Origin of the sequence: Nocardia sp. NPDC005998 (genome assembly GCF_040614395.1) — a bacterium.
GTDB lineage: Bacteria > Actinomycetota > Actinomycetes > Mycobacteriales > Mycobacteriaceae > Nocardia.
In genome coordinates this window covers 521,104-547,499 of record NZ_JBEXUI010000001.1, presented here as the reverse complement: position 1 = coordinate 547,499, position 26,396 = coordinate 521,104, and the positions used below count along the sequence as shown (strand labels likewise).

Here is a 26,396-nt window from a genome sequence, read left to right as displayed (position 1 = left end):
GGCCACGGGACGCGGTTCGACTACGACACGTGCCCGCGACACGCCGAAGAGACCAATTCGATATCTGAATTAACAATGTTTAATATGCGCTGGCGCCGCAAGTGCCCAGCGTCTTCTCATCTGGCCGGGGCGACCGGCCTCGATTATTGTTGAGCCCCACTCGAACTACGAGGAGTGTCACCGATGGAGCGCAGCAGGGCCAAGATCGCGGGTCCGGCGATCGCCGTGGGCGCGGTCTCGCTCGGGCTCGTACTTATCGGAGCCTGCGGGCTCGGTAAGCACGACACCTACGTCGCACCCCCACCGATCAGATCCGCGAACGACGCCGCCCCGGTCGTCCGCGCGGGTACCACCTCGGCGGTGCCGAAGGTGCACATCCCACCGTCGCCGAGCTGGCAGGTCGCACCGCCCGGACCGCCGCGCAAGCCGGCCGGATTCACCGATCCCTCGACCTCGCCCGAATTGACGCCTCGGTCGTCGACGCCCTTCACCGTGCCCGGGTCGCCGCCGATCGCCACGACCGAGTTCGACTCGACGCCGGGCGCCACCCAACGTCCGGCCGTCGTCGAGCCGACCGAAGAGCCGTCGACCACGACGCGCCGCCCGGCGACCGCCCCGGGTTTGTACGGCGACTCCGACGGATAAGCGAAACGGCGGCGCATGCAACCACATACGCCGCCGTTCGGAGTTACCGCGCTCTACAGCTCCGGCAGGTCGTAGTCACCGACCCTGGCGCTGAGCACGCGCAGATGATCGAGCCCACCGCCGAGCGTGCGCTCGATCGCGGTGAGCCGGGCAACGTAGTGGCTCACCGGATACTCCGCGGTGACACCGATACCGCCGTGCATCTGGATCGCCTCCTGGCCGATGTGCCGAGCCGAGCGACCCACCTGCAGCCGCGCCCGCGACTCGACAACCGGATCATTGGCGCCGTCGGCGAGTGCGGCATTGGCGTAGAGGCTCATGCTGCGCGCCAGTTCCAGTGAGACGTACATATTCGCCGCCCGCTGGGTCAGCGTCTGGAACTTCGACAGCGTGACGCCGAACTGCTTGCGCGTCTTCAGATAATCCGTCGTCAGCCGCAGGGCCTCCGCCATCGCACCGATGGACTCCGCACAGAGCGCGGCCTGCGCATGGCCGATGGTCACCTGCACCGCCTCGGCGGCGTCGATATTGTCACCGAGCAATTCGCCTGGAGCCTTGTCGAATTCGATCTGCGCACCGCGCTGACCGTCGACCGTCCGATACGACGTTCGCTGCACCCCGGCGGCATCCGGACCGACCAGGAACAGCCCGGTGCCACCGCTCGGCAGCACCGCGCTGACCACCAGTTCATCGGCACTGTCACCGTGCGGAACCGGATTCTTCAGCCCCGTCAGCACCCACGAATCCCCCTGCTGTACAGCGGTGGTCGCGAGTTCGGTGGACGGCCAGCGGATACCGGGTTCGGCATGGGCGAATGCCAGCAGCTTGGTGCCGCCGGCGACCTCGGGCAGAATCCGCTGCCGCTGTTCGGCAGTGCCGACCCGCGCGACCAGACCACCCGGCACCAGCACCGCGTCCACCAGCGGCTCCGGTGCGAGGCGACGCCCGATCTCCTCGAGTACGACCATCGTCTCCACCGGACCGGCGCCGACGCCGCCGTCCTCCTCGGTGAAGCTCAGGCCGAGCACGCCGAGTTCGGCCAGCTGGTTCCAGACATCGCGGCTCCAGCCGAGTTCGGTATCGGTGACCTTCAGGCGGGTCTCGGGATCGTAGTTGCGGGCCAGCAGGTCGCGAACCGTGTCGCGCAGCATGACCTGTTCATCGGTGAGTTCGAAATCCATGGCGGTGCCTCACAATCCGAGGATCGTGGAGGCGATGATGGTGCGCTGCACCTCGCTGGAGCCTCCGTAGATGGTGGTCTTGCGGTAGTTCAGGTAGCTGGGGCCGCTGCGCTGCGCCCAACCGGGCGAGGCGATGTCATCGGCACCGACCGGCAGCGCGTCCTGGCCCGCGATATCGAGCAGCAGCTCGGTCGCGGCCTGCTGCAGTTCGGAACCGCGCAGCTTGAGCACCGACGAGGCCGGATTCGGCTTACCGTCCGAGGAATTCGAGACCACGCGCAGCTGGGTGAGTTCCAGCGCGAGCAGTTCGTTCTCCAACTCCGCGAACCGGGCGGCGAACAACGGATCCTCGAGCAGCGTGCCAGCACCCGACTTGGTCTGGCGCGCGTATTCCTTGGCGACGCCGAGCTTGACCTTGGTGCGGCCGACACCGGTAATGCCGGTGCGCTCGTTGCCGAGCAGGAACTTGGCGTAGCTCCAGCCCTCGTTCTCCGCACCGACCAGCTGATCGGCGGGCACCCGCACATTCTCGAAGAAGACCTCGTTGACCTCGTAACCGCCGTCGATGAGCTTGATCGGGCGGATCGTGACACCGGGAGACTTCACGTCGAACAGTAGGAAGGAGATGCCCGCCTGCTTCTTCGGCGCGTTCGGATCGGTACGGACCAGGCAGAAGATCCAGTCCGCGTACTGGCCGAGCGTGGTCCAGATCTTCTGGCCGTTGACGATGTAGGAGTCACCGTCGCGCACCGCGGTGGTGCGCAGCGAGGCCAGATCGGATCCGGCATCGGGTTCGGAGAAGCCCTGACACCACCAGATATCCAGGGCGGCGGTCGGCGGCAGGAACCGTTCCTTGATCTCCTGCGAGCCGAACTGCGCGATCACCGGGCCGACCATCTGGGCATTGAATGTCAGCGGCTCGGGCACCGAGGCCAGCTGCATCTCGTCCTGCCAGATGTGGCGCTGAATCGGGGTCCAGTCCTTGCCGCCCCACTCGACCGGCCAGTTCGGCACGGCCAGACCGTGGTCGTTGAGGATTTTGTGTGCGGTGACGATGTCCTCGCGAGACAGCTCGTGGCCGTATTTGACGCGGTCACGGATGTCGGCGGGAATCTCGGTCCGGTAGAAGTTCCGCAGTTCGTCGCGGAAGCTCACCTCGTCGGGCGTCAGACTTAGTTTCATACACATCTCCCGGTGTGTCTCGTACGTCCGAGTCAAACCTACCCCTCGGTAATCTCTCACTGTCGAGTGGGTCACAGAGGCAGGCTGCGCAGGTCCTGCCACCGTGTCGCGTTTCGGCCAGCGGCCGGCGGCCAGCCGCGGGGATGGCGACTCCCTGGGCACCGATAGCGGCGAACTGGTACGTTGCTGCACGTGGGTCGGGGCTATCCCCGTGGTCGGTATCGAGGAGAACGAGTGAACGGCAGATCCATCGCACGTGCCGCCGCGGCAGTGACATCTCTCGGCGTTGGTGCGGTTGTGGCCCTCACCGGCACAGCGGTCGCCGAGCCCTCTGCCATCGACACCGGACTCGAACAGCTCACCACCGCCGCCGGACCAGATCCGGCCGCGCAGGCAGGTGTCGGCGCACTCAACCAGTTCACCAAGCTGGTGGATATCGCCGAATTGCGCAATGTCTCGGCCGCTTTCACCCCGTTCGCCTATGCCGCGCCGACCTTCGGCTGCGGCAGCAACGGCCCCATCACCACGATCATCGCGGCCGCCTCCACCGACGGCGCCACCCCCAACGGCGCGGTCGACCCGCTGCCGGGCACCCTGCGTTTCAGTGCCACACCCGCGCACCCGGGCTCACCGCTGGCTTCCGGCCTCGTCGTGGCCTGGCTGAACGTCAATACCGGCGCGAGCGGTCTCAACACACTCGACGACCGGACCGAATACGGCCCAACGCTGTCCAAGACCGTGGCCAGCGGCCCCGGCACAGTCATCGCCTCGATGTGGGGCATCATCGACTACCCGTTCGCACACTGCGTAATGACCCCGACCGTCGGAATGTTCTACGTACCGGACCGTCCAGTGGTAGCGCCGCCGCCCCCAGCACCCGATGCCGCAACACCGCCCCCCGCCCCGGCCGCAGCGGACACCCCGCAGACGCTCCCCGCCCCCGCCGCCCCGAACCAGGCCGGGCCGGTGGCGCGCAGCGAGATCGCACACCAAAACAACTAACCACCCCGCCCAACCCCAAACACTCAGCCCACCACAGCTAAGCAATCCCCCAACCACCTGATCAGTCGAGAATGCGCTGGTGCAGGGAGTTCTCGGCGTTTGCCTGCATGAGCGCATGGTGATCGTTTGTCCAGGGCCCGGCCCGACTGAACATCCAGCCCGACTGGACGCTCAGCGTGACTGGGCGCCCAGCTGAGCCGACCTCTCAGCGAATCTTGCCGAAGAACGCGCGAATATCGGCTACGTGCATGTTCGGCAGTTCCATTGGTATGAAGTGGTTTCCGGTGTTGCCCTCGGGCCAGTGGGCGATGATGTTGTCGCGCTCGGCGAGTCGCCGCATTAGTGCCGAACCACCCGCGTAGACGCCGGTCGGCACTGCCTTTTGGCCGGTGGGCCAGACGAATCCGCCGTCGCCGAGTCCGTTGTACATCGGCCAGGACGAGGTGCCCGCCGTATTGGTGAACCAGTACAGGCTGATATTGGTCAGCAGGTGGTCGCGGTCCATGACATCCTCGGCCAGTTCGGCCAGCGGGGTGAATTCGTGGAACTTCTGCATCAGCCAGGCGAGCAGGCCGACTGGGGAGTCGGTCCAGGCGTGCGCGAAAGTCTGAGGTGCGGCGCGCAATAGCACGTGGTGGTTCACGCCGCCGCTCATCCAGCCCTGCATCTGATCCCATTCGGCGCGTTCGTCCGGTGTCATGGTCGGCACATCGGCCTCGGTCGGCATGCCGATGCCGCCGTCGATATGCACACCGACCACGCGTTCCGGTGCGACGAGGGCCATTTCGGGTGCGATATAGGCCCCGAGGTCACCGCCTTGGACGCCATAGCTGGTGTAGCCGAGCCGGTCCATCAGCTCGACCCACATCTCGGCCACCCGGCGTACGGTCATCCCGGTATCGCGCGGCCCTTCGGAAAAGGCGAAACCGGGAACCGACGGGACGACGACATGGAATGCCTGCGCCGGATCCAGCCCGTATGCGCGCGGATCCGTCAGCGGGCCAATGGTTTTGGTGAATTCGACAAACGAGTTGGGCCAGCCGTGGGTCAGGATCAGCGGCAGCGCATCCGGCTCGGGCGAACGCACCTGCAGGAAATGCACATCCAGACCGTCGATTTCGGTGATGAACTGCGGGAACTCGTTCAACGCCGCCTCCTGTGCGCGCCAGTCGTACCCGGTGCGCCAGTACTCGGCCAGTTCCTTCAGGTACGCAACGGGAACACCGCGCTCCCAGCCCTGTCCCGGCAGCTGTGCCGACCAGCGGGTGCGCGCCAGCCGATCGATCAGATCGTCGATATCGGCCTGCGGAATGTCGATGCGGAAGGGGCGAATGGCATGCCCGCCCGTCGCCTGAGCGCCACCGCGGATCGAATCGCTACGCACTGCTGCATCCATCTGTATCTCCTTAGCTGATCTCGGTACAACAAGGACGCTACGAGGCATATAGGACCATCTATGTCCTAGTTCTCTAGAATCCTGAAAATCATGAACGACACTCCCGCCCGCCTGCTGCGTCTGCTGTCACTGCTGCAGACACCACGCGAATGGCCGGGCAGCGAACTCGCCGACCGCCTCGGCGTCACCGACCGCACCGTGCGCCGCGATATCGACCGCCTGCGTGAACTCGGCTATCCGGTCGAGGCGAGCATGGGCGCGACCGGCGGCTATCGACTGGTGGCTGGCGCCGCGATGCCACCGCTGCTGGTGGACGATGAGGAGGCGGTCGCCATCGCGGTGGGATTGCGCGCCGCCGCCGGATCGGCCATTGCCGGTATCGAGGAGTCCTCGGTCCGTGCGCTCGCCAAGCTGGAACAGGTGCTGCCCGCCAAATTGCGCCGCCGGGTTCGGGTGCTCGACACCGCACTCGTGCCGCCTACCGACGATGGCCCCGCCGTCGATCCGGAGATACTGACGGCGCTGGCCGCGGCCGTAACCAATAGGGAGCGTGTACGTTTCGGGTATCGGGGCGAATCCGGCGCGCAAACCCGCCGTCACATCGAACCACTCGGCCTCGTCCCATCCCGGCGCCGCTGGTATCTCGTCGGCCACGATGTGGACCGCGACGACTGGCGCATCTTCCGGGTCGACCGTATCGAACAGCCCCAGCCCACCGGCGCCCGCTGCACCCCGCGACCGCTGCCCGCCGCGGATGCGGCGGCCTACGTCGCTGGCCGCCGAACCAATTGGGGCACACCGTCGTTCCGCGTCCGGGTCACCATCCAGGCTCCGGTAAGTCGGGTCGCTGGCCGGCTCGGCGATTCGCCCGGCGATATCGCGGCGATCGACGACGGCTCCTGCCTGCTGGACGTCACTCGCGACGACGATCCGACCTGGCTGGCTTACCGGCTCATCGACCTCGGCGCGGATTTCCAGGTGCACGAACCGCCCGTGCTGGTGGACCGGCTGCGCGCGATTGCGACCCGCATCACCAACGCCATCACCTAGCCCGATCACCCACCGTGGCGGTGTTGCACGATAGAGGTCCGATTTCCGAACCGGAGGCCCGAACCGTGCTCGACGCTGACGACGTGCGCCGCATCGCGTTGTCCTTTCCCAAGACCGTGGAGAAGGAACGCTGGCATCATCCGACCTTCGATGTGGCAGGCAAGATGTTCGTCACCCTCCCCGACGATCAGACCTCGTTCGCGGTCCGCTGCCCCAAACACGACCGCGCGGAACTCATCGCCGCCGAACCGCACAAATTCTGGGTCCCGCCGCACGAGGCCTCGTCCTCCTGGGTCCGGGCCCGGCTGTCCGCACTCGAAGACAACAACGAATTGCGCGATATCCTGCTGGACTCGTGGCGGCAGGCCGCGCCCGCCGACCTCATCGAGGAGTGATCACACCCAGGGGTCGGCTGGGACGGAATGCCAGATTTCCCAAGGGATTTCCGGTGTACGGGCGGGCAAGTCGTCCAGGGTGTGCAGAGCCGGATCAGATAGCGCGCGGTTGACCGCCACTTGCAGTTCCAGGATGAGTCGGCGGTGGCCGGAGGGTGCCAGCGCTTGCAGTGCCAGAACCGTTGCGCGGACGGCGGACATTATGGATTCAGTTGCGGTGGTGAGTATTTCGTTGCGCTTGCTCATGGTTTCACCGGTTCGATTGCGGCGGTTGGGTTGACGGCGGTGACCGGAAGATCGACGGTCGCGCGGACCGGGCGTAGCGCCAGCGCCACCAGACCCGCGGCGAGTGCGGCGGTGATACCAAGGAAGAAGGCCCGGTCGGAGGCGTCCAGGGCGGCGCTCAACGTGGTCGGGGTGCCGATAATGGCGATCAGCAGCGCGGTGCCCAATACCGCACCGAACTGACGGAAGGCGGCCCCGACGGCACTGGCCGAGCCGTAGCGATCCGCGGGGACATCCGCGACCGAGGCCGCGCCGAGTGCCGGGAAGGCCAGTCCGATACCTATGCCGACCAGGGATTGACCGGGGAGCCAGGTGGTGAGGAAGTCCGGTTCGGCCCCACTGGCGCGCAGCACGAGCAGACCGATGGCATAGACGATGGTGCCGGGCACGATCACCGTGCGATGACCGAAGCGGTCGGCAATGCGGCCAGCGGGAATGGCGACGACGGTCGTCAGCAGCGGTCCGGGCAGCACGGCCAGACCTGCCTTCAGGATGCTGTATTGCCATACGCCCGTGAGGAAAAGGACGTTGCCGAGGATCATCGAGAAGAAGGCGAGGGCGAACAGCAGGGTGCCCAGATTGCCGATGGCGAAGCTCGGAATGCGCATCAGGGCTGGCTCGACCACCGGCTGCGGATGCACCAGGCAGCGGCGCACCAGCCAGGCGATCAGTACGGCGGCCGCGACGAAGCAGGCGATGGTGTCGAGACTGCGCCAGCCCCAACTGCCGCCTTGAATGATCGCCAGCGCGAGGAGTCCGAGTCCGGCCGCGGACAGTGCCGCGCCGAGCAGGTCGGGCAGTCCCGTCGCATCCTCCTCCCTGGCTTCGCGGAGTCCGGCCCGGCCCGCCGCGATGATCAGCAGCCCGACCGGAATATTGATCAGGAAGATCCACCGCCAGTCCGCGATTTCGATGAGGAATCCGCCGAGCGGCGGGCCGGTCCCAGCCGCCAGCGCCGCCGCGGCGCCCCAGATGCCGACCGCCGCAGCGCGCCGCTCATTCGGGAATTCGGGCAGCAGCAGGGCGAGCGAGACCGGCGCGATAATGGCCGCGGCCACCCCTTGCAACGAACGTGCGCCGACGAGCAGCTGCCAGTTCGGCGCTGCCGCGCAGGCGATCGAGGTGAGCACGAAAAGGCCGGTGCCCCACAGCAGCAGACGCTTGTGACCGAGCCGGTCGGCGAGTCCACCGGCCGGGACCAGCAGTGCGGCCATGGCGATGAAGTACGCGTCGAGTACCCAGCTCAGCTGTGCGCGGGAGGCCTGTGGAAAGGACGCCGCGATATCCGGAAAGCTCACATTGACGATCGAGGTGTCCAGGAAGGCGAGGAACGCGCTCCCGCAGATGGCCAGCATCGCCAATGTGCGTCGTTGCAACATGCAACTAGAACCTAGGCGACGTAGTTGCGAATTGCAACGGCTATCGTGGAATCGATGAAACACGACGATCTGCTGGCGAGCAACTGCGCAATCGAGCGCTCCGGCGCCGTACTCGGCGAGCGCTGGGTGATCGCGATCCTGCGTGCCGCCTACTTCCGCGCCCGCACGTTCGAGGACTATCAGCGCAAGACCGGTATCGCGCGCAATATCCTCACCGAGCGACTCAACCGACTAGTCGACTACGGCATTCTGGAGCGCCGCGAATATGCCTCCGGGCCGTCGCGCACGCTGCACGAATACCGCCTGACGGCGGCCGGTATCGACCTGTATCCGGTGATCGCGGCGATCCTCGCGTGGGGCGAGAAGCACACCGGCCTGATCAATGGCGCGCCCACCGAATTGGTACATCAGACCTGCGGCAAGGTCACACACGCCAAGGTGGTGTGCGAATGCTGCGGCGAGGAGTTGCGCCCGCATGACGTCGAGGTACGGCCGGGGCCGGGCGCGGAGCATCCCGCACCGCCATGGACACCGGTCGGGTGAACCGTTCGGTCAGTGCGAGAGCCGAATCCGAAGGATCGCGCCGCCCTCGGTACCGGCGAGGAGTTCGTCGGGCCGGCCCGGCACCGCGACCACCGATGTCAGCGGCTGACCGGTCAGCACCGCGCATGCGGTATTCGTGCCCGGATCGATTCGAACCAGCTGACCGGTCAATGTGGTCACATAGAGCACGCCCGCATCGTCGATGAGCAGATCGTCGGCGAAGTCCGGGATCCCGGGCGATACGGTCAAATCGGCGAGCACTGTCACGGCGCCCGGATCATCGACCGGGAAGCGCACGATGCGGCCGAGCGGATTGCCGTTCATGCTGAGATAGATCGAATCATCCCGCACCACAATGCCATTGGCGCCGGTGAACTTCGCCCGCGCCGTCCAGTCCGCATCGACGACGCCATCGGGACCGATCCGGATCACACCGACACTGGAGGCGACGTACAGATTGCCCTTCGCATCGAAGGCGGCACCGTTGGGCATGGTGAACCCGGAGGCGAATACCGCGGGCCGGGGATCATGGGGATCGAAACGCACCACACCACCGGGACGCAGCACGCTCGTCGGCGAGTCGCCGTAGACGACATAGAGCAGTCCGTCCGGCCCGAGCCGGACCGCACCGGGAAATTCGACCGGCACCGTCGCGGTCAACCGTCCCGCACTGTCGTAGCGCTGCACCTCATTGCGATACAGCCGCGACACCCACAGATTGCCCTGCGCGTCGTACCCCACGTTCTCCGACCAGTCAAGTATCGGCAGACCGGCGGGCACCGCGGTGGCCGCCTGGGCGGGTGCGCACGCGGCAACGGCCACCGGCTCTGCCACCGCACTGGGCACACGGAAACCGGGCACACCCGCGCAGCCCAAGGCGAGCACGGCGGCAACCGGCCATACCCGAACACCTGCACCACGGAGTTTTTTCAACGCGAACCTCGACTCTGCTGCCCGACCCGTTGACTTGCCCGGCAGTCTAGTCACCTTTGCCACCTATGCCGTGCATGCGAGTTATGTCGTGAACTCGACTGGATCGCAGAAGGTTTGGCAGTATCCACAGATGCCCTTCTTCGACGGCGCGCGCGGCCGAATGCACTATCGGCGATGGCCGGTCGAGAACAGGACCGCGGTGGTGGTGCTATTGCCCGGAATGGGGCAGCACAGCGGCCACTACCACCGCTTCGCCCGGACACCGACGTCGGTCGGCATCGAAGTGTGGGCGCTGGACACCTCGGGACACGGATTGAGCGAGGGCGATCCGGACAATCCCGGCACGCTGGTGGAATTGGTGGCCGACGCGCTGCGGCTGATCGAGCTGGTCCGCGCCGAACTGCCGGACACTCCGCTGATCCTGATGGGCCACTCACTCGGCGCGGTCACCACCCTCGGCATCATCGGCGCGGCGGTGCCGAATCGCGCCGGTGCGGCCGATGATCTGAGCGGGCTCGAGGCGGAGTATCCGCTCCGGCCGAGCCTGCCGCCGAGCAAGCTGGCCGGGCTGGTCTTGTCCGGCGTGCCCAAGCGCGCACTCGGCGGCGGCGCGCCCGGCGCACCCGGCACACCGTTACCGACCACCCTGCCGATTCTCGCCGTGCACGGCATCGAGGACCGGCGGGCGCCGATCGATGCGATGAGGGTCTGGACTCGACGCCACGATTGGGTAAGTTTGCGGGAGTACGCCGACGCCGGGCACGACCTGTTGCACGAGCCGGTGCACGCGCGGGTCGCTGCCGACATCGCGGACTGGATGCAGGGTGTCGTCGTGGGGTTGGCACGACACCGGTGAGTTGATCACGGCTGCGCGGGCAGCACGACGAGGAAGGGGGCGGCGAAATGTCGGATGTGACTGCGCTGAATCAAGCGATCGACGATGGCCAGCTCTGGATCGATGGCGTACTGGTCGCCGAAGGCGCGCACGAACAGTGCGCCGAGCGCTACGAACAACTCGCCGATGAAGTCGAGGCTCAGATCGCCGTATTGAGCGGGGCCGCTTCACTACCCGGCTTCGGCGGATTCGATTCGGCTGCGGCATTGCGCAGCGGCTTCGAGAACAAGACCGAGGGCGCGATGACCCGGTTGCGCGAATATGCCGACGCCGCAAGAGCACTCGCACAGACCTTCCGCGCGGCCGGGGCGGCCTACACCAGGGCCGATGAGGATCTCGCAGCGGCGGTCGGTCGGGTCGAGGTGGCGGGAGCCGCGCATGCGTAAGATGCCGCACACCGGTGAGAAGACCCCCATCAAATACGTCGACCCCGACTACACCAGGACCGTCGAGATCTTCGACAATCTGTCCCATCAGCAGATCCACGACGGCGTGCAACTGATGAATCCGGTCGTGCTCGCGGGCGGGCAGCAGGCGTGGCAGGGCAGTTCGACCGGCCTCGCCACCGCGGTCGAACAGGCGCATACCGAAATTCGGGCCGCGATCGCCGACGGCTGGCGCGGTGCCGCGGCACAGTCGGCCGCCGACGCGGTGCGCGAATTCGAAAGGCAGGGACAGCAACTCGCGGATGTGATGGCCGCTGTCGGTCAGCGGCTCGGCCGAGCCGGCGATGCCGCCGAGGCATTGCGCGGTGCCGTCGTCGCGCCGTCCGATGCCACACCGGATCTCGGTGGCGCACTGCTGGATCCGACACTGGCCACCGACAACACCGCCATCCAGAAGTCCGCCGATGGCACCCGCCAGGACGTGGTGCAGGCGATGGACACCATCTACACGAAGGTCTTCATCCCGACGGGATCCGGCATCCCCGCCTTCCCCGATACGGTCACCGGCGATACGGCGCCGACCCCCGACAGCACACCCGCCGCGCAGCTTCCTACGACGACCGGCCCGGACACCGGAACGCAAAACTCCACTACCCCAGCGGTTTCGGCGAGCGCACCGGTGACGATCACACCGCACACCACCGTCGAGCCCACCGCGGCGACGACCCAACCCGCAACGACACCGACCACCATCACCCCGGCGGCTACCGCCGACACCGCCGCCGCGGCCAAACCCGTTGTGTCGATGGCGGATTCCCCAGCCGCGACCACCACCACGGCCACCACGCCGACGGCCGCACCCGATCGAAGCGTTCGCCCCGGCACCAGCGCATCTGTGGTCGCCGCCGCGGCCGCACCGGTGATCGCCCCGACGGTCCCCGGCGCGGGCAACGCCAGCTCGGACGATGAGCGCAAACGCGATGAGCGCAAACGCGATGCCAGTGGCGACGCGATCAATGGCGTCGGCGCGGGCGCGGTCGGCGGACTCATGGGCGGTGCCATGGTCGCGGGCGAGACCCCGCGCTCGGGCCTGAGCACCGGCGCGGCCGCCGCACGGGCGGCACAGGCCCGCGACGAGGACAACTACGACGACGATTACCACTTCTTCGACGACGATCTGACCTTCCTGGAACCGGCCGACGACGGCGGTGAGCTGATCGGCGATATGGATCCGACGACACCACCGGTCGTCGGCGAATGGACCGAACTGGAGTGAACTGGACGCTGACCCCGGACCAGTTCGCCATGGCCTGGGCCCGCACCGACGGCGACCGCATCCCCTATCCCCTCGCCGTGCGCCTCTCGGCTCGCGATACCGCCGAACGCGCCGCCCAGCTGCCCGCCCTGAACCATTGGTGCGAGCAAACTCTCGACGCGGATCTGGAGGGCGCGCTGCGCGTGCTGGCCCGCCCTGCCGTGCGCATCGAGGTCTTCGGGCAGCGTGATGCCGCCCAGGAGCCGGGAACAACTGGTGACAGATCGGGCTCCGGGTACGGCGAGGCGATCGAACAGACCGGTCTGCTCGGCCAGAGCGACCCGGTCACCGCCGCACCGGATATCGCCGCCGAGACGCGCCCGGTGCGCGTACTCGGCGCGATCGCCGGGGATATCGCGGTGGTCGCGGCGCAGCGCCCGGGTGCGAACGCAGACCGGGGCGGCGATATCCGGCTGTTCGTCGATCGGGTGAAAAACCTTTCCGCACGGGTGATTTCGGTGCTGCCGGAGAATACGCCCGGCACGATGGCACAGCTGACCGCACCGCTGGCCCGGGTCAGTGAGGACAGCCGGGATCTGGTGACCGTGCCGGTGGCCGGACCCGCGACGCCCACCCGAATTCGCAAGCTACTGCGGCAATCTCGTGACGGTATCGGCCAGATCGTGGTGTCGGTGCGACGGCCCGACGGCGATCTGCGTCCGTTCGGGGTGCTGTGCTGGATCGACGTGATCGGCGACGGCAGGTATACGGTGCGCACCGGGGTCGACGTCGACATCATGCCGGTCACCGCACAACGGTTCACCACGGTGCTGCGCCCCATGGTCACCGCCGCCGAACGCACCCTGGCCTTTGCGGACCGGTGGTGAAGACCTCAGCCGTACAAGCACGGATCACCCCGCACGGAGCGAGTCCTACCAGCGACGTTCGTGCCGGAGGCGCGGCATCTACACTGCCATGTGCCACTTTACGAATTCGAAGGCAAACGGCCCCAGGTCGATCCGACGGCGTTCATCGCACCCACCGCGACCCTGATCGGTGACGTGCGCGTCGAGGCAGGCGCCTCCATCTGGTACGGCGCGGTGCTGCGCGCGGACCTGGCGCCGATCACCATCCGGGAACGCGCCAATATCCAGGACAATGCGGTCCTGCACGTGCCGCCGGATGTGCCGATGGAAATCGGTCCCGGCGCAACCATCGCACACAGCGTCGTCTTCCACGGCGCATCGGTCGGCGCGGAGGCCATCGTCGGCAATGGCACCACCGTCCTGGACCTGGCCGAAATCGGCACGGGCACAATGATTGCCGCACATTCGCTGGTTCCGCCGCATGCCAAGATCCCGGCGGGTGTGCTCGCCGCGGGCGCCCCGGCCGAGGTCAAGAAGTCCATCGAAGGCACTCAGGCCGAAGGCTGGGTCAAACTCAACCCCGGCTTCTATGCCGAACTGGCCCAACGCCACCGCACGGGCATCACCGAAGTCCAGCCCTGACCTCGGGCACCACACCGGGCGCAGCTCACACCAGTAGCTCGGTGACTTCGTCATCGTCCAACTGATGGAAGTCGCGATAGGCCATCCCGACACCGCCGAGCGAATGCGGAACCCACGGGCAGACCACCTCATCCGCCTCGGCGGCGGCCCGGTGCAATGCCTCCGCCGAGGACACCGGCACCGCGACCACGATGCGCAACGGCTGGTGCAGCTGAGCGACCCGGCAGGCGGCGACCACCGTCGCCCCGGTCGCCATGCCGTCGTCCACGATCACCGTGGTGCGGCCCCCGATCGGGATCGGCTTGGCGTCACCGCGCCACATCTCCCGGCGGCGCTCCAGTTCGACGCGTTCCACATCCTCGATCTCGGCGACCTGCTCCGGCGTTATCCCGGTGTGCGCCAACACATCCTGATTGAGCACCCGGATACCTTCCTCACCGATGGCGCCCATCGCCAGCTCCGGCTGCCATGGCACACCGAGCTTGCGGACCAACATGATGTCGAGATCACCACCGATGACCTCACGCACCGCGGCCGCCACCGGAACCCCACCGCGGGGCAGTCCGAGCACCAGCGGTTGCGCCGCGTGCAGGTGGCCGAGTTCCAAACCCAGCGCGCGACCGGCAGCTGCCCGATCGGTGTAGATCATCCCGAAATCAACGCTACTCCGGTGCGTGCTCGGCGATCGCGAATCGACGCAATGCCAGGCTGGGGTTGGTGCGGCGGACCGCGGCGAGCTGATCGAGATCGATGCCCGCGGTGAGCACGCCGGGTTCGTCACCGAGTTCGGTGAGCACCACGCCGGTGGGATCGATGATCATCGAGGCGCCCGCGCCGCGCGGCGCGCATTGATCGGCGGCGGCCACGTACACGGTGTTCTCGATGGCGCGGGCGCGCAGCAGCGTCGTCCACTGATCCACCTTCGCCGGACCGGGAATCCACTGGGCGGGCAGCACCAGCACCTGTGCCCCCGCCGCCGCGACGCGACGGCAGCCTTCCGGAAAGCGAAGATCGAAACAGGTCTGCATGCCGAATGTCACACCATCGACGGTGAAGGTGGCCGGAGTCTCGATCGCCCCCGCCTCGACCACATCGGATTCGAGATATCCGAACGCGTCGTACAGATGCACCTTCCGGTACTTCGCCACCAGGTTCGCATCGGGTCCGAGGGCGACAAGGGTATTGCGTATCTGCTTCGCCCCCGGCGCCACCTGCTCGACGATTCCGGCGACCAGATGCACCCCGAATTCGCGCGCGATTTCGCCGAGGCCGGTGACGAACGGCCCGGTCAGCGGTTCGGCAATGGCCACGACCCGCTCGTCCAGCCGGGCGACGGCAAACATCGAGTATTCCGGTGCGACGATTACCCGCGCACCGCGTTCGGCGGCGGTGCGGACGTGCTCGCGCAGGGCCGCGAGATTGGCGGACGGATCGGTTCCCGCGGCGAATTGGACCACCGCCACAACCACCGGTGATCCGGCGGTAGCGGCGGGCCCGGCGGAGGTAGCTCGGGTAACCACGGAAGGCCCCGCGGACGCCGCTGTTGACACAGTCGGGCCGTGATGTGTGGGCACGGTTTCGGGTTGCATATGTCTCACCGTATTGGCCCGGTGGCCGGGACGACCACCACCAGGCAGTAAACTCCTGGTCAATGAGTACCAATCAGGTCGACAGCGTTCCTGGCGACAACGACAGGGACGATGACGGCCCGACCTTCGCCGATCTCGGCATCGATGAGCGCGTCCTGGCGGCCATCGCCGATGTGGGCTACGAATCGCCCTCGCCCATCCAGGCGGCGACGATTCCACCACTGCTCGACGGCGCCGATGTGGTCGGGCTGGCCCAGACCGGCACCGGCAAAACCGCGGCATTCGCCATCCCGATCCTGATGGGCATCGAGGCGACCGGCAAACTTCCGCGTGCCCTCGTACTGGCCCCGACGCGCGAACTCGCGATCCAGGTCGCCGAGGCATTCGGCCGCTATGCCACCCACATTCCCGGACTGCATGTGCTGCCGATCTACGGCGGCCAGGCCTACGGCGTCCAGCTCTCCGGTCTGCGCCGCGGCGCACATGTCGTGGTCGGCACGCCGGGCCGGGTGATCGATCACCTGGAGAAGGGCACGCTCGACCTGTCGCAGCTGCAGTATCTGGTGCTCGACGAGGCCGACGAGATGCTGAAGATGGGGTTCCAGGAGGATGTCGAGCGCATTCTCGCCGACACCCCGCGCGAGAAGCAGGTCGCGCTGTTCTCCGCGACCATGCCCTCGGCGATCCGCAGCATCTCCAAGAAGTACCTGCGCGAGCCGGTCGAGATCACGGTCAAGTCGAAGACCTCGACCAACACCAACATCACCCAGCGCTGGGTGCAGGTCTCGCATCAGCGCAAACTCGACGCCCTGACCCGGATCCTCGAGGTCGAGTCGTTCGAGGCGATGATCATCTTCGTGCGCACCAAGCAGGCCACCGAGGAGCTGGCCGAAAAGCTGCGCTCGCGCGGCTTCTCCGCGGCGGCGATCAACGGTGATATCGCGCAGAACCAGCGTGAGCGCACCATCGGCCAGCTGAAGTCCGGTGCGCTGGACATTCTGGTCGCCACCGATGTCGCGGCGCGCGGTCTCGATGTGGATCGCATCTCCCATGTCGTCAACTTCGACATCCCGCACGACACCGAGTCCTATGTGCACCGCATCGGCCGCACCGGCCGGGCCGGGCGCAGCGGTCAGGCGCTGCTATTCGTCGCACCGCGCGAGCGGCACCTGCTCAAGTCGATCGAGCGTGCCACCCGACATCCGCTGACCGAAATGCAGCTGCCGAGCGTCGATGATGTGAACACCCAGCGCGTGGCCAAGTTCGGCGATTCCATTACCGAGAACCTCAGTTCCTCGAATCTGGCGCTGTTCCGCAAGCTCATCGAGGATTACGAGCGCGAGCACAACATTCCGCTCGTCGATATCGCGGCGGCGCTCGCGGTCAGCGGCTACGACGGTGACAACTTCTTCATGGAGCCCGAGCCGGAGCCGATCGAACGCCCGCAGCGCGAACGCATGCCGCGCACCGATCGGCCCGCCCGCCGCTTCGAGGGCGAGGATCGTGGTCCCTCGCATCACCGCGGCACCGGAGCCGAATTGGCGACCTACCGGATCAGCGTCGGCAAGCGGCACCGCGTCGTGCCCGGCGCGATCGTCGGGGCGATCGCCAATGAGGGCGGACTGCGCCGCAGCGACTTCGGCCATATCAGCATCCGCCCGGACCACAGTCTCGTCGAGCTCCCGGCGGACCTGTCCTCGGAGACCCTGGAAGCATTGCGGCGCACCAGGATCAGCGGCCAGCTGATCCAGCTGCAGCTCGATCAGGGCCCGCCCGGCGGGCGTGCGTTCCGCGCCGGACCGCGTCGCGATCGCGACGGGGGCAAGCGACCGGAACGGCGTAAGCCGCGCTCCTGAACCGGACCGGCCGCACCGCTGCTGCGAGCGACGGGTCGGACGCCAGCCGTAGCTACTCGAAACGACCAGCCGTAGCGACCCGCCGACACCGAGTTCCACGCGATGGTAGCGGCTAGCTACAGTGTTGCCGTCCGTGTCCGGCGAAGACACAGGAGGGCCGCGTTTGATCGTGTTCGGTGATCGTGTCGTCTGCTCCGCCGTCGACCTCGTGCGCGCGGCGCAGTGTGAATTCGCTTTGCTGCGTGCCCTCGATACCGAACAGGGCATCATCGCGGGCCCGGTGGATGCGGTGCCCGATCCGGTGCCGCGCACCGGATTCGACGATTCGCGCGAACGCAGACTCGCGGACTTCCGCGACCGGTTCGGCGGTCAGCTGGTCGAGATCCGAAGCGAGGCGGCCGAGTACGATCCGGTGACCGATCCCGGGGCCCATATCGCCGCACTGCGGGCCGCCAATGCCGAGACCATCGCCGCACTGCGCGCCGGGGCGCGCGTGATCCACGGTGCCACCTTCTTCGACGGTAAATTCGTCTGCGCCAGCGATTTTCTGGTGCGGGCCGGCCATCGGGTCCGCTACACCGTGCACGGCACCGCGGCGGACCCACCGGATCGCATCGGGGCGGCACTCGAACTCGCCGCGTGTGCCGACGCCTTGGACAGTAGCGGCGCGCTGACCGCACCCCTGGTTCGATTGCACCTACGCGAGGACAGCCGGAGCTACCCGCTCATCGATCTGGTGCCGGTGTATCTCGCCCGGCGCGGGCGAGTCGAGCGAATCCTGGAAGACAAACTGAGCGAACTGCTCCCGGTGCAGTGGGGCGATCCGCGCTATCTCGCCTGCGGCCACTGCCCGACCTGCACCGCGGCGCTGTCGGCGGCACGCGATCTGCTATTGGTCGCCGGGATGCCGCGCACCGCACGAGCCAGACTGCGCGAAGCGGGCGTGAGCACCATCGACCGATTGGCGAATACCGCCGCCACCGTACCCGGCATGCCACCGCGCACCTTCGGCGCACTGCGCCGCCAGGCCGAAATCCAGCTGCACCGAGAGGATTCCGGACAGCCGACGCACACCCTGGTCGACGCGATCGCGCTGGGTGCCCTGCCGCCGCCGTCGCCGGGCGATCTCTCACTCACCATCGAGGAGGGACCATCGGGTCAGCTGGTCGGTATCGAGGTGGGCGGTCCGGCCACAGTCCATCTGGCCTTCCGCGCCCCGTTCGGCACGGCGACCGCACCGTCTCCGGCGATGACCGATGAGCAGGCCGGGCGGCGACGCGCGCTGGGCGAGGTGCTCGACTATGTCGCCCAACGGCTGCGGATGTATCCGGATATGCGCGTGTACCACTACACCTCCGAAGTGCGTTCGGCGCTGCTGCGGTGGACCGGCCGCTACGGGATCGGCGAGGAGATCGTGGAGGATCTGCTGCAGGCGGGTGTGCTGGTCGACCTATATCCGATTGTGCGCAATGCCCTGCTGATCGGGGAGCGCTCCTATCGCCTGAGCCGACTGCGGCGGCTGCTGCCCGGCGCGGCGCATTCCGGTGCTGCGGAACGCGATTGCGTCACCGTATTGCGGCTGCGCGACTGGCTGCAGGATCGAGCGGCCGAACAGCGCGTCGATCCGGATGCGGCACTGCTGGACCAGGCGAGTTCGTGGTGCCTGGTGCCGAGTCCGGACGAGCCGGATCCGGTGCCGCCGGCACGGCCCTCCTCGATCGAGGCTGCACTCGCGGAATTCGCGGCGGCACAGGGCGAACCGCGCCATCCCGCCGCGCTGATGGCCGCGGCCCTCGGCTATCACCGGCGCGAGCGCCAGCCGCTGTGGTTGGCACATGCCGACCGGCTCAGTCATCCGGTAGACGAATGGTCCGACGCGCCAGGAGTACTCGTGGCCGACTGGGGCACGGTGGACACCAAATGGCATCGCGGCCCGCATCAGCCGACGATGCGCAGATATCTCACACTGACCGGACGAATCGGCATCGGCTGGGGCGGCGCCGATACCGCGGGCGGCGCCGCGACCGGCACGGTGCTGACACCGGGCACCACGGTGTACACCTTCTACGATCAGCCGGTCGCCGCCGGAATGATCACCGCCGTGGGTCGGCGCGCGACCGCCTCCGCGACCGTGCTCGGCTGTTCGGTGGACGCCAACTTCGACGACACCGTCCGGCTGGAGGAACTGCTACCCGACGGCTGCGAACCCTATGACGAGCTGCCGACCGCGATCGCACCGGGACTGCCCGCCTGGGACGAGAATATCGAGACCGCCGTCGAATTCGCGGCCCAGCAGTTGCTGATGGCGCTGCCCGAGGTTCCCGCGAGCGCGGTCTTCGACATCCTGGCGCGCCGACCGCCGCGGCTGCGCCGAGCCGACCGGCTACCGGATGTGCACGGTGACCACGCCGCGGCCATCACCGCCGCGCTGCGCGATCTCGATGGCTCCTACCTCGCGGTGCAGGGGCCGTCCGGCACCGGCAAGACCTCCACCGTCGCCAGGTCGATCGAACGTCTGGTCACCCGGCACAAGTGGCGCGTCGGCGTTGTCGCGCCATCGCATTCAACGGTGGAGAGCCTGCTCGACATGATCGTCGCCATGGGCGTGCTGCCCGAACTGGTGGCCAAGAAGGACGTCGAGGCGCTGGCGCCGGAGTGGTCGGTGATCGATGGTGCCCGCTATCCGCGGTTCCTGGACAATGCGGTCAATGGCTGCGTCATCGGTGGCGCCCCGGCCGATTTCGCCGACGATGAGGTGGTGCCCGGCGATGGTCTCGATCTGCTGGTGATCGCCGACGCTGGCAGCTTCCCGCTCGCCGATACCATCGCGGTCGCGGTGAGTGCGCGCAATCTGCTGCTACTCGGCGATCCCGCGCCCGCCGTGGCGCGTGGCACACATCCGGAGCCGGTCGACGAATCGGTGCTCGGCTGGCTCACCGAGGGCCGCAATACCCTGCCCGCCGATCGCGGCTACTTCCTCGATCGCACCTGGCGGATGCACCCGCGCGTCTGCGACCCGATCTCCCGGCTGTACTACGACAACCGCCTGCGCTCCAATGAGACCGTCACGCTCGCACGGCAATTGGAGGGTGTCGAGCCCGGCGTGGAGACGGTGCTGGTCGAGCACACCGGTGCTGCGACCGAATCGGTGGCCGAGGCCCGCGAGGTGGTCCGCCGGGTGCGCGCCCTGCTCGGGGTCTCGTGGACGACCGGCGCCATGACGCGGCGGCTGCATCCACACGACATACTCGTGGTCGCGCCTTACAGTGCCCAGGTCGGACTGATCCGAACGCTGCTGGCGCGGGCCAAGATCGAGGATGTGCTGGTCGGCACTCCCGAACGCTTCCGCGGCCGGGAGGCCGCGGTGGTCCTGCTGTCGATGACCACATCCAGCCCCGATGATGCCCCCTACGGCATGCGGTTCCTGTTGTCGCGCAGCATGGTTCAAGCCACACTGTGCCGAGCCATGTGGAAGGCCGTCATTATCCGGTCACCCCTGCTCACCGAATATCTGCCGAATACCCCCGACGATCTCGCGGATCTGGCGACATTCCTGCGACTCAGCTGAGCCAGATGTGCTGAATATTTCTTTCAGAGGTCGGTCGGCACATGATCGAAATATTCATGCGGACCGGTTGGTTCTTTATTTGAATATGCACTGCCGCGGTATCCGCATACGATCTTGAAATTCACCCTCGCAACCACGGCGAATTCACAATTGCCGCCGGCTCAGCCGAAGCAGTTGCCCTCACCGCGGTAGGTGGGCACCGTCGTGCGCGTGCCGTCGCCGTCGACGAGATGCACCTCGTTGAACCGCTCGCACAGCTCACCGGCCTTGGCATGCCGGAACCACACCCGATCACCGATCCGCAGTTCGGCCGCCCCGGACAGCGGGGTCTGCACCTCGCCCGCACCCTCGGTGCCGAGCAGCTTCAAACCAGCGGGCCACGCCGGCTTCGGCACCCGGGACGGCCCGGTCGGACCGGAGGCGATGTAACCGCCCGCGAAAACCGTTGCGATGGACGGGGTCGGCTTGCGCAGCACCGATGTCGCGAAGAACAGCGCGGGGCGCGGGGTGAAGGAGCGATAGTGATCGAACAGGGTCGGCACATAAAGCCCGGAGCCCGCGGTCACCTCGGTCACATCCGAATCGGCAGTGCTGACCTCGATGGATCCGGAGCCGCCGCTATTGACGATCGCCAGCTTGCCGACCACCGAGCGCACCGCATCGAGAACCTGCCCGCGGCGCTTCGCGATTTCGGCCGCCGAGGCCCGCTTCACCAGGCGCACAGCGATATTGGAGTCGGGCAGTCCGGCGATCTGCGCCTCATAGGTCATCACGCCGACCACATCGAAACCGCGACTCAGCGCGGCACGCGCGAGCGCGGCGGCCTGTTCGGCTGTGCGGATCGGCGAGCGCCGAACGCCAAGGTGCAGCGGTCCGATGCGCAGCGAGGCGTCCACATCGAGGCAGATTCGCGGCCGCACCAGATCGGTGCCGACCGCGGCGCGGATCAGTTCCAGCTGCGCGACATCGTCGACCATCAAGGTGATGGATTCGCGCAGGGTGTCATCGGCGGCGAGTTCGGCCAGCGCCGCACGGTCGACGGTCGGATAGCCCAGCAGCACATCGCGGGCGCCGAGCCGGACCAGCCAGATGGCCTCGGCCAGGGAATACGACATGATGCCCGCGAAGCCGCCGGCCGCGGTGAGTCCGGTGCCGAGCACCTGCTCGAGTACCGCCCGGCAGCGCACCGATTTACTCGCCACCCGGATGGGCACCCCACCCGCGCGACGGACCAGGTCAGCGGCATTGGCACGCAGTGCGGTCAGGTCGAGGGCGGCCAGCGGCGGGTCCAGCTCGGCCGTGGCCGCATGCAGTCCAGCAATCGGCGACGTTTCGGTCACGCCCGCGGCCTCGCTGACGCTCGGCTCCGCCGTGCCCGAAGGTGCTGTGTTGACGGTTCGCTCGCTGCGCTCGCTCACGGAACAACTCAACCATTTAACTGGTCAAACGTCCAGTACCGCGCAGGGTCAGACTTCGACCGCCCTGGTGGCCAAGCTGCTGACCAGGTCGTCGAGCACCACGAGGGTCGTCTCGTCATTGCAATCGGCGAGCCAGCGCAGCACCGTGCCCTGCAGTACCGAGACCGCATAGGTCGCGATGGCATCCACCGGCTCCAACCACTGCGTGCCCGACCGGTCGGCACAGAGCGCCAGGAAGCTCGCCGCCTCGGAATCCATCTCCCGGAACAGGGCCGAGGCCTTCGGATCGGCGACACATTCGGTCTGCCCGTCCCAGCGCTCGACCAACTGATGTGCTGTCGCCTCGTACGCCCGCGCCTGTTTGGCCGGTTCAGCCTTGACCAGGGGCCAGTAAGCGCTGGCACCGGCATGCAGTAACACCCGAAGTGCTCGCACTCCGGTGAAATCGAGTGAGGCAGCCGCCTTCTCGACGGCCTCGCAGATGGTCGGCCGCAACCGAACCGCTGCCATTTCTCCACGTACGCTCAACGCCGACTCCCTCGGGGAAAGAACTCACGCGCCCTGATCGGCACGGCTCGCTGAACATGGCGAACCGCGATCATGAATCTTCCGATCGGGATTTCCCTGGATGCCCAGTCCAACATTCATCAATGGTAGAGGGTTTCCGGGGTTTAAGAACGGGTTCGTTGGGTATTTCCAGACTGGAAGAATGTTTTGTTACCCAAACGGAATGCCGCTGCGATCGATCGGTATCCGCCGGAATCGCTTCCAGGGGCGTCACTCTCGCACTGCCCGCCCGAACAACACCATTGACCAGACTACGGGCCGACTTGTTCCCCTTCCGGCAAGATGTGTCGGATCACACATCAGAAGCCTCGCAAACTGGACAGCCAGCGGTTCTGTATTGGCCTCTCGATCGACACCTCGGTGACCCCGTCGTCTGGTTAGCCTTGATCGGTGACTCTCTCGCCCTCGGCCGACCAGTTCTACCTGACCGGCACCTTCAACTTCCGCGATCTCGGCGGTCTGCGCACCATCGACGGCGCGCGGATCCGCCCCGGCGTGCTGTTGCGCTCGGCTCAGCTGAGCGGCCTGGATCTGCCCGGGCACGCCATCCTGCGCGAACTCGGCGTCACCGACGTCTACGACCTGCGCGGGCCCCGCGAGATCGACCACATCGGCCACGACAACCTGCCCGACGGCGTGCGACTGAACCTCACTCCGTTCGACTCCCGGATGGCTGAGGCGCCGCCGCACGATGCACAGACCAACTCCGCATTCGCGCACATGCTCGAGGTCTACCGGTACTTCCCGACCCTGCCCGAGGCGAATACCGCGATTATCGCCATCGCCGAGACGATCGCCAGCGGCGACGGTGCCGTGCTCGTGCACTGCGCGGCCGGTAAGGACCGCACCGGCTGGGCCATCGCCACCCTGCTGCGCGCGGTCGCGGTCAGCGAGGCCGATCTGCTCGCCGACTTCCTGGCCAGCAATGACGCCGTCCCCGCCCTACGCGCCATGATGGCACCGAAACTCACTGCGGGAGTTGAACTCTCCATCGATATCCTGGGCGTCCGCGAGGACTACCTGCAGGTCGCGACGGATGCGGTGCGCGAACAGCACGGCGATGTCGAGTCCTATCTGACCGCCATCGGATTCACCGCACAGCTGCGCGAACGGCTGCGCGATCGGCTGCTCGAGTGAGCTACCCGGCCTGCGCCCGTTCGCGCCGGACCAGACCGTCGGCATCGATGCTGACCTGATCGCCGGTGTGGAACCAACTTCCGGTGAAGCGGTCCGCGGTGGTCTCCGGATCGTTCCAGTAGCGGCGGGTGACATTGGGCCCGCGACATAGTAATTCGCCGTGTCCGGCCTGCGCCTGCGGCCCCCACAGCGCCAATTCCGTACCGCCGAAGGCGAAGCCGAGTATCGGATCGGCACCGGGTGCGGTGTCGGTTTCACCGTCGACGACCAGGCCGATGCCGCTGGTTTCGGTCGCGCCCCAGACCGACCACCGCCGGGCGGCGGGGAATATATCCCGCAGTGTGGCGGCCAGATCCGCGGGATCGGTGGCATCGGCGACGCGTTCGCCGCGATGGCCCGCATTGCTGACCCGGACGATGCCCTCGGTGCACAGCCCCTCGGTGCGCAGCGCCGCGAGCTCGGGCAGCAGCCGGGCGAAGATGCGTGGTGTCGCGGAAACCATATCGATCCGTTCGGAGACAATGGTTTCGGCGAGTCTTCGGCGCCCCGGCGCGAGGACGACAGTGCCGCCGACCGCGAAGGTCGGCAGCATCTGGTCCACACAGCCGCTCGCATGCGCCAGCGGCAGCAGCAGCAGATTGCGCAGGCCGTCGGTCGGCAGGTCCAGCGCCGCGACAACGGAACGAATTGCCGAGAGCAGGTTTTCGTTGGTCAGCTCGACACCCTTGGGCGCGACGGTGGTGTTGATCGGACACACCCCGGTGCCGCTGGTGTAGCAGAGCAGCGCCAGATCACTCAGTGCCGCACCGTCATCGATGTAGGCGGCGCCGTCGGGCAGGGCCTCGCTATCGCCACCGAGTACGAAATCGGTACTGCTGTCCGCGATCACCCGCTCGGCCACCGCATCGGGCAGTCCGTCGTGCACCAACACCGGGACCGCGCCGCTCAGCAGCGCGCCGAGGAACGCCTGCACCCAGCGCGCACCCGCTGGCATGTGGATGGCGACCCGGTCGCCGAAGCCGATGCCGTGTTCCTGCAGGCCGCCCGCGATGCGGGAGGCGGAGTGCCACAGCTCCCGATAGGTCAGCCGGGGGCCGCCGATCTCCACCACCGCCTCCCTGGTCGAGAAGGCGTGCACCTGCAGATCCAATAGTTCGGTCAGCGCGGGGGTGAGATTGCCGTAGCGCAGCACCCCGTCGGCGCCACGAGCCAGCGGAGCATCGCGGGCATGCGGATGATTCGGTGGGTACTCGACCAAGAACTGCGACATGGGTCCTCCGCACACGCCTCGAGCTTGCAGGCTCTTGCGACTATATGACGCGAGTCACAATTTCGTGGGCATAGGGGAGGAACGTGTCCTGGCCGTCACCGACCGGTATAAGTGGCCTTCCCGGGTCCGACCTCCAGGAAGCTGCGCACCGCGCCGCGCAGATCCGCAGTGTCGAACAGCGCGCCCGACACCTGCGGGGTCACCGAATCCGCATGTGCCACACCACCGGAGCGCCACGCCTCGATGATCTGCTTGGTCGCGGCATGCGCCCTGGTCGGCCCCTGGGCCAGCCGATTCGTCAAATCCCGTGCGGCGGTGTCGACGTCGTCGTGGATGGCGTTCACCACGCCCCATTCGGCCATGGTCGCGGCGTCGTAGAGGTCGCCGGTCATCACGAATTCGCGGGCCCGGCCCGATCCGGCACGCTCGGCCAGCCGCTGCGGGCCGCCCATCGACGGGGTCAGGCCGACGACCGTCTCCACCAGACCGAATTTCGCCTTCGGCGCGGCCAAGATGATGTCGCAGGCCAGCGCCATTTCGAAGGCGGCGGTCAGGGTCAGGCCGTGCGCGGCGAAGACCACCGGACACGGCAGCGCCTCCAGCGGATGGATGATCTGCGCGAACAGGGTGCGCCACAGCTCGGCGCCCTGCTCGATCGTCAGACCGTCGAAGACGTGCACGTCGACACCGCCGGAGACCAGCTTGCCCTCGGCCCGCAGCAGCACCGCGCGCGGCGGATTCGCCGACAGATCGGCAAGATCGTCGATGAGCGCGTCGAGCATCGACTGGTCGAAGAGATTCAGCGGCGGATTGGCCAGGGTGAGGGTCGCGACCTCGGCGCCGCCATCGGTGGATTCCCGGGTCAGTCGGGTGGCCTTCGTATCACTCATTGGGCAAGACTAGGCTCACCCGCTCCGGCGACGGCCATACCCTGAAATCTCGATCTGCCAGACTAT

25 protein-coding genes are annotated in these 26,396 nt (G+C 67.2%); 13 read left to right on the top strand and 12 right to left on the bottom strand.

Going from position 1 to position 26,396, the window contains the following annotated elements; translation table 11 throughout:
• The first annotated feature begins 183 nt into the window (after positions 1 to 183).
• Positions 184 to 645 carry a hypothetical protein gene (locus ABZ293_RS02565; protein WP_355176928.1) on the top strand — a complete coding sequence of 154 codons (462 nt, stop codon included), beginning with the start codon at positions 184 to 186 and terminating at the stop codon, positions 643 to 645.
• 53 nt (positions 646 to 698) lie between these two features.
• Here the strand turns inward: ABZ293_RS02565 and ABZ293_RS02560 are convergent, their stop codons facing one another.
• Together ABZ293_RS02560 and ABZ293_RS02555 are read right to left on the bottom strand one after the other, a co-directional pair.
• Complete coding sequence (locus tag ABZ293_RS02560) at positions 699 to 1,826, bottom strand: acyl-CoA dehydrogenase family protein (protein ID WP_355176927.1); 1,128 nt, start codon at positions 1,824 to 1,826, stop codon at positions 699 to 701.
• Between the two features lie 9 nt (positions 1,827 to 1,835).
• Positions 1,836 to 3,008, bottom strand: coding sequence for an acyl-CoA dehydrogenase family protein (locus tag ABZ293_RS02555; RefSeq protein WP_355176926.1), 1,173 nt, complete (start codon positions 3,006 to 3,008; stop codon positions 1,836 to 1,838).
• A gap of 234 nt (positions 3,009 to 3,242) precedes the next feature.
• Here ABZ293_RS02555 and ABZ293_RS02550 point away from each other — a divergent pair, with 234 nt between their 5' ends.
• Entirely contained in the window at positions 3,243 to 4,010 is a 768-nt protein-coding gene (locus ABZ293_RS02550) for a hypothetical protein (RefSeq protein ID WP_355176925.1), read from the top strand.
• Positions 4,011 to 4,215: 205 nt separating this feature from the next.
• On the opposite strand, the gene ABZ293_RS02545 is transcribed toward ABZ293_RS02550, so the two are convergent.
• Complete coding sequence (locus ABZ293_RS02545; protein WP_355176924.1) at positions 4,216 to 5,406, bottom strand: epoxide hydrolase; 1,191 nt, start codon at positions 5,404 to 5,406, stop codon at positions 4,216 to 4,218.
• Positions 5,407 to 5,496: 90 nt separating this feature from the next.
• Here ABZ293_RS02545 and ABZ293_RS02540 point away from each other — a divergent pair, with 90 nt between their 5' ends.
• Positions 5,497 to 6,456, top strand: coding sequence for a YafY family protein (locus ABZ293_RS02540; protein ID WP_355176923.1), 960 nt, complete (start codon positions 5,497 to 5,499; stop codon positions 6,454 to 6,456).
• Between the two features lie 23 nt (positions 6,457 to 6,479).
• Positions 6,480 to 6,851, top strand: coding sequence for an MmcQ/YjbR family DNA-binding protein (locus tag ABZ293_RS02535; protein WP_355176922.1), 372 nt, complete (start codon positions 6,480 to 6,482; stop codon positions 6,849 to 6,851).
• Here ABZ293_RS02535 and ABZ293_RS02530 read toward each other — a convergent pair whose 3' ends face one another.
• Both ABZ293_RS02530 and ABZ293_RS02525 read right to left on the bottom strand, forming a co-directional pair.
• Complete coding sequence (locus tag ABZ293_RS02530) at positions 6,852 to 7,097, bottom strand: hypothetical protein (protein ID WP_355176921.1); 246 nt, start codon at positions 7,095 to 7,097, stop codon at positions 6,852 to 6,854. It abuts the gene before it with no gap.
• Positions 7,094 to 8,515, bottom strand: coding sequence for an MFS transporter (locus ABZ293_RS02525; protein ID WP_355176920.1), 1,422 nt, complete (start codon positions 8,513 to 8,515; stop codon positions 7,094 to 7,096). Before ABZ293_RS02525 ends, ABZ293_RS02530 begins: the two co-directional genes overlap by 4 nt.
• Before the next feature lie 54 nt (positions 8,516 to 8,569).
• On the opposite strand from ABZ293_RS02525, the gene ABZ293_RS02520 reads away from it, so the two are divergent.
• Entirely contained in the window at positions 8,570 to 9,058 is a 489-nt protein-coding gene (locus tag ABZ293_RS02520) for a helix-turn-helix domain-containing protein (protein ID WP_355176919.1), read from the top strand.
• 9 nt (positions 9,059 to 9,067) lie between these two features.
• Here ABZ293_RS02520 and ABZ293_RS02515 read toward each other — a convergent pair whose 3' ends face one another.
• Positions 9,068 to 9,991, bottom strand: a complete 924-nt coding sequence (locus ABZ293_RS02515) for a hypothetical protein (protein WP_355176918.1) — start codon at positions 9,989 to 9,991, stop codon at positions 9,068 to 9,070.
• 130 nt (positions 9,992 to 10,121) lie between these two features.
• Here ABZ293_RS02515 and ABZ293_RS02510 point away from each other — a divergent pair, with 130 nt between their 5' ends.
• The 5 genes from ABZ293_RS02510 (at position 10,122) to ABZ293_RS02490 (ending at position 14,035) form a co-directional block, all read left to right on the top strand.
• Positions 10,122 to 10,847: an alpha/beta hydrolase gene (locus ABZ293_RS02510; protein ID WP_355176917.1), complete on the top strand. Its 726-nt coding sequence runs from the start codon at positions 10,122 to 10,124 to the stop codon at positions 10,845 to 10,847.
• 47 nt (positions 10,848 to 10,894) lie between these two features.
• On the top strand, positions 10,895 to 11,272 hold the full coding sequence (locus ABZ293_RS02505) for a hypothetical protein (RefSeq protein ID WP_355176916.1): 378 nt from the start codon (positions 10,895 to 10,897) through the stop codon (positions 11,270 to 11,272).
• Positions 11,265 to 12,548, top strand: a complete 1,284-nt coding sequence (locus tag ABZ293_RS02500; RefSeq protein ID WP_355176915.1) for a hypothetical protein — start codon at positions 11,265 to 11,267, stop codon at positions 12,546 to 12,548. The genes ABZ293_RS02505 and ABZ293_RS02500 overlap by 8 nt, the downstream gene beginning before the upstream one ends.
• Positions 12,530 to 13,414, top strand: coding sequence for an ESX secretion-associated protein EspG (locus tag ABZ293_RS02495; protein WP_355176914.1), 885 nt, complete (start codon positions 12,530 to 12,532; stop codon positions 13,412 to 13,414). The genes ABZ293_RS02500 and ABZ293_RS02495 overlap by 19 nt, the downstream gene beginning before the upstream one ends.
• A 90-nt stretch (positions 13,415 to 13,504) precedes the next feature.
• Positions 13,505 to 14,035, top strand: coding sequence for a gamma carbonic anhydrase family protein (locus tag ABZ293_RS02490; RefSeq protein WP_355176913.1), 531 nt, complete (start codon positions 13,505 to 13,507; stop codon positions 14,033 to 14,035).
• Between the two features lie 25 nt (positions 14,036 to 14,060).
• Here ABZ293_RS02490 and ABZ293_RS02485 read toward each other — a convergent pair whose 3' ends face one another.
• A complete protein-coding gene (locus ABZ293_RS02485) occupies positions 14,061 to 14,684 on the bottom strand; it encodes a phosphoribosyltransferase family protein (RefSeq protein ID WP_355176912.1) in 624 nt (207 codons plus the stop codon).
• Positions 14,685 to 14,697: 13 nt separating this feature from the next.
• Positions 14,698 to 15,555, bottom strand: coding sequence for a carbon-nitrogen hydrolase family protein (locus ABZ293_RS02480; RefSeq protein ID WP_355176911.1), 858 nt, complete (start codon positions 15,553 to 15,555; stop codon positions 14,698 to 14,700).
• A gap of 131 nt (positions 15,556 to 15,686) precedes the next feature.
• Between ABZ293_RS02480 and ABZ293_RS02475 the strand changes: the two genes are divergently transcribed.
• Complete coding sequence (locus tag ABZ293_RS02475; protein WP_355176910.1) at positions 15,687 to 17,480, top strand: DEAD/DEAH box helicase; 1,794 nt, start codon at positions 15,687 to 15,689, stop codon at positions 17,478 to 17,480.
• A 169-nt stretch (positions 17,481 to 17,649) separates the two neighbouring features.
• Entirely contained in the window at positions 17,650 to 21,048 is a 3,399-nt protein-coding gene (locus ABZ293_RS02470; protein ID WP_355177139.1) for an AAA domain-containing protein, read from the top strand.
• Between the two features lie 161 nt (positions 21,049 to 21,209).
• On the opposite strand, the gene ABZ293_RS02465 is transcribed toward ABZ293_RS02470, so the two are convergent.
• Both ABZ293_RS02465 and ABZ293_RS02460 read right to left on the bottom strand, forming a co-directional pair.
• Positions 21,210 to 22,388 carry an amino acid deaminase/aldolase gene (locus ABZ293_RS02465; RefSeq protein WP_355177138.1) on the bottom strand — a complete coding sequence of 393 codons (1,179 nt, stop codon included), beginning with the start codon at positions 22,386 to 22,388 and terminating at the stop codon, positions 21,210 to 21,212.
• Between the two features lie 126 nt (positions 22,389 to 22,514).
• Positions 22,515 to 22,994 carry a TetR family transcriptional regulator gene (locus tag ABZ293_RS02460; protein WP_355176909.1) on the bottom strand — a complete coding sequence of 160 codons (480 nt, stop codon included), beginning with the start codon at positions 22,992 to 22,994 and terminating at the stop codon, positions 22,515 to 22,517.
• 429 nt (positions 22,995 to 23,423) lie between these two features.
• Here ABZ293_RS02460 and ABZ293_RS02455 point away from each other — a divergent pair, with 429 nt between their 5' ends.
• The gene (locus ABZ293_RS02455) at positions 23,424 to 24,170 is read left to right on the top strand and encodes a tyrosine-protein phosphatase (protein WP_355176908.1); all 747 of its coding nucleotides are present in this window, start codon (positions 23,424 to 23,426) and stop codon (positions 24,168 to 24,170) included.
• A gap of 1 nt (position 24,171) precedes the next feature.
• Here the strand turns inward: ABZ293_RS02455 and ABZ293_RS02450 are convergent, their stop codons facing one another.
• Both ABZ293_RS02450 and ABZ293_RS02445 read right to left on the bottom strand, forming a co-directional pair.
• A complete protein-coding gene (locus tag ABZ293_RS02450) occupies positions 24,172 to 25,440 on the bottom strand; it encodes an AMP-binding protein (RefSeq protein ID WP_355176907.1) in 1,269 nt (422 codons plus the stop codon).
• A 95-nt stretch (positions 25,441 to 25,535) separates the two neighbouring features.
• The gene (locus ABZ293_RS02445; protein ID WP_355176906.1) at positions 25,536 to 26,330 is read right to left on the bottom strand and encodes an enoyl-CoA hydratase/isomerase family protein; all 795 of its coding nucleotides are present in this window, start codon (positions 26,328 to 26,330) and stop codon (positions 25,536 to 25,538) included.
• Between the last annotated feature and the right edge of the window lie 66 nt (positions 26,331 to 26,396).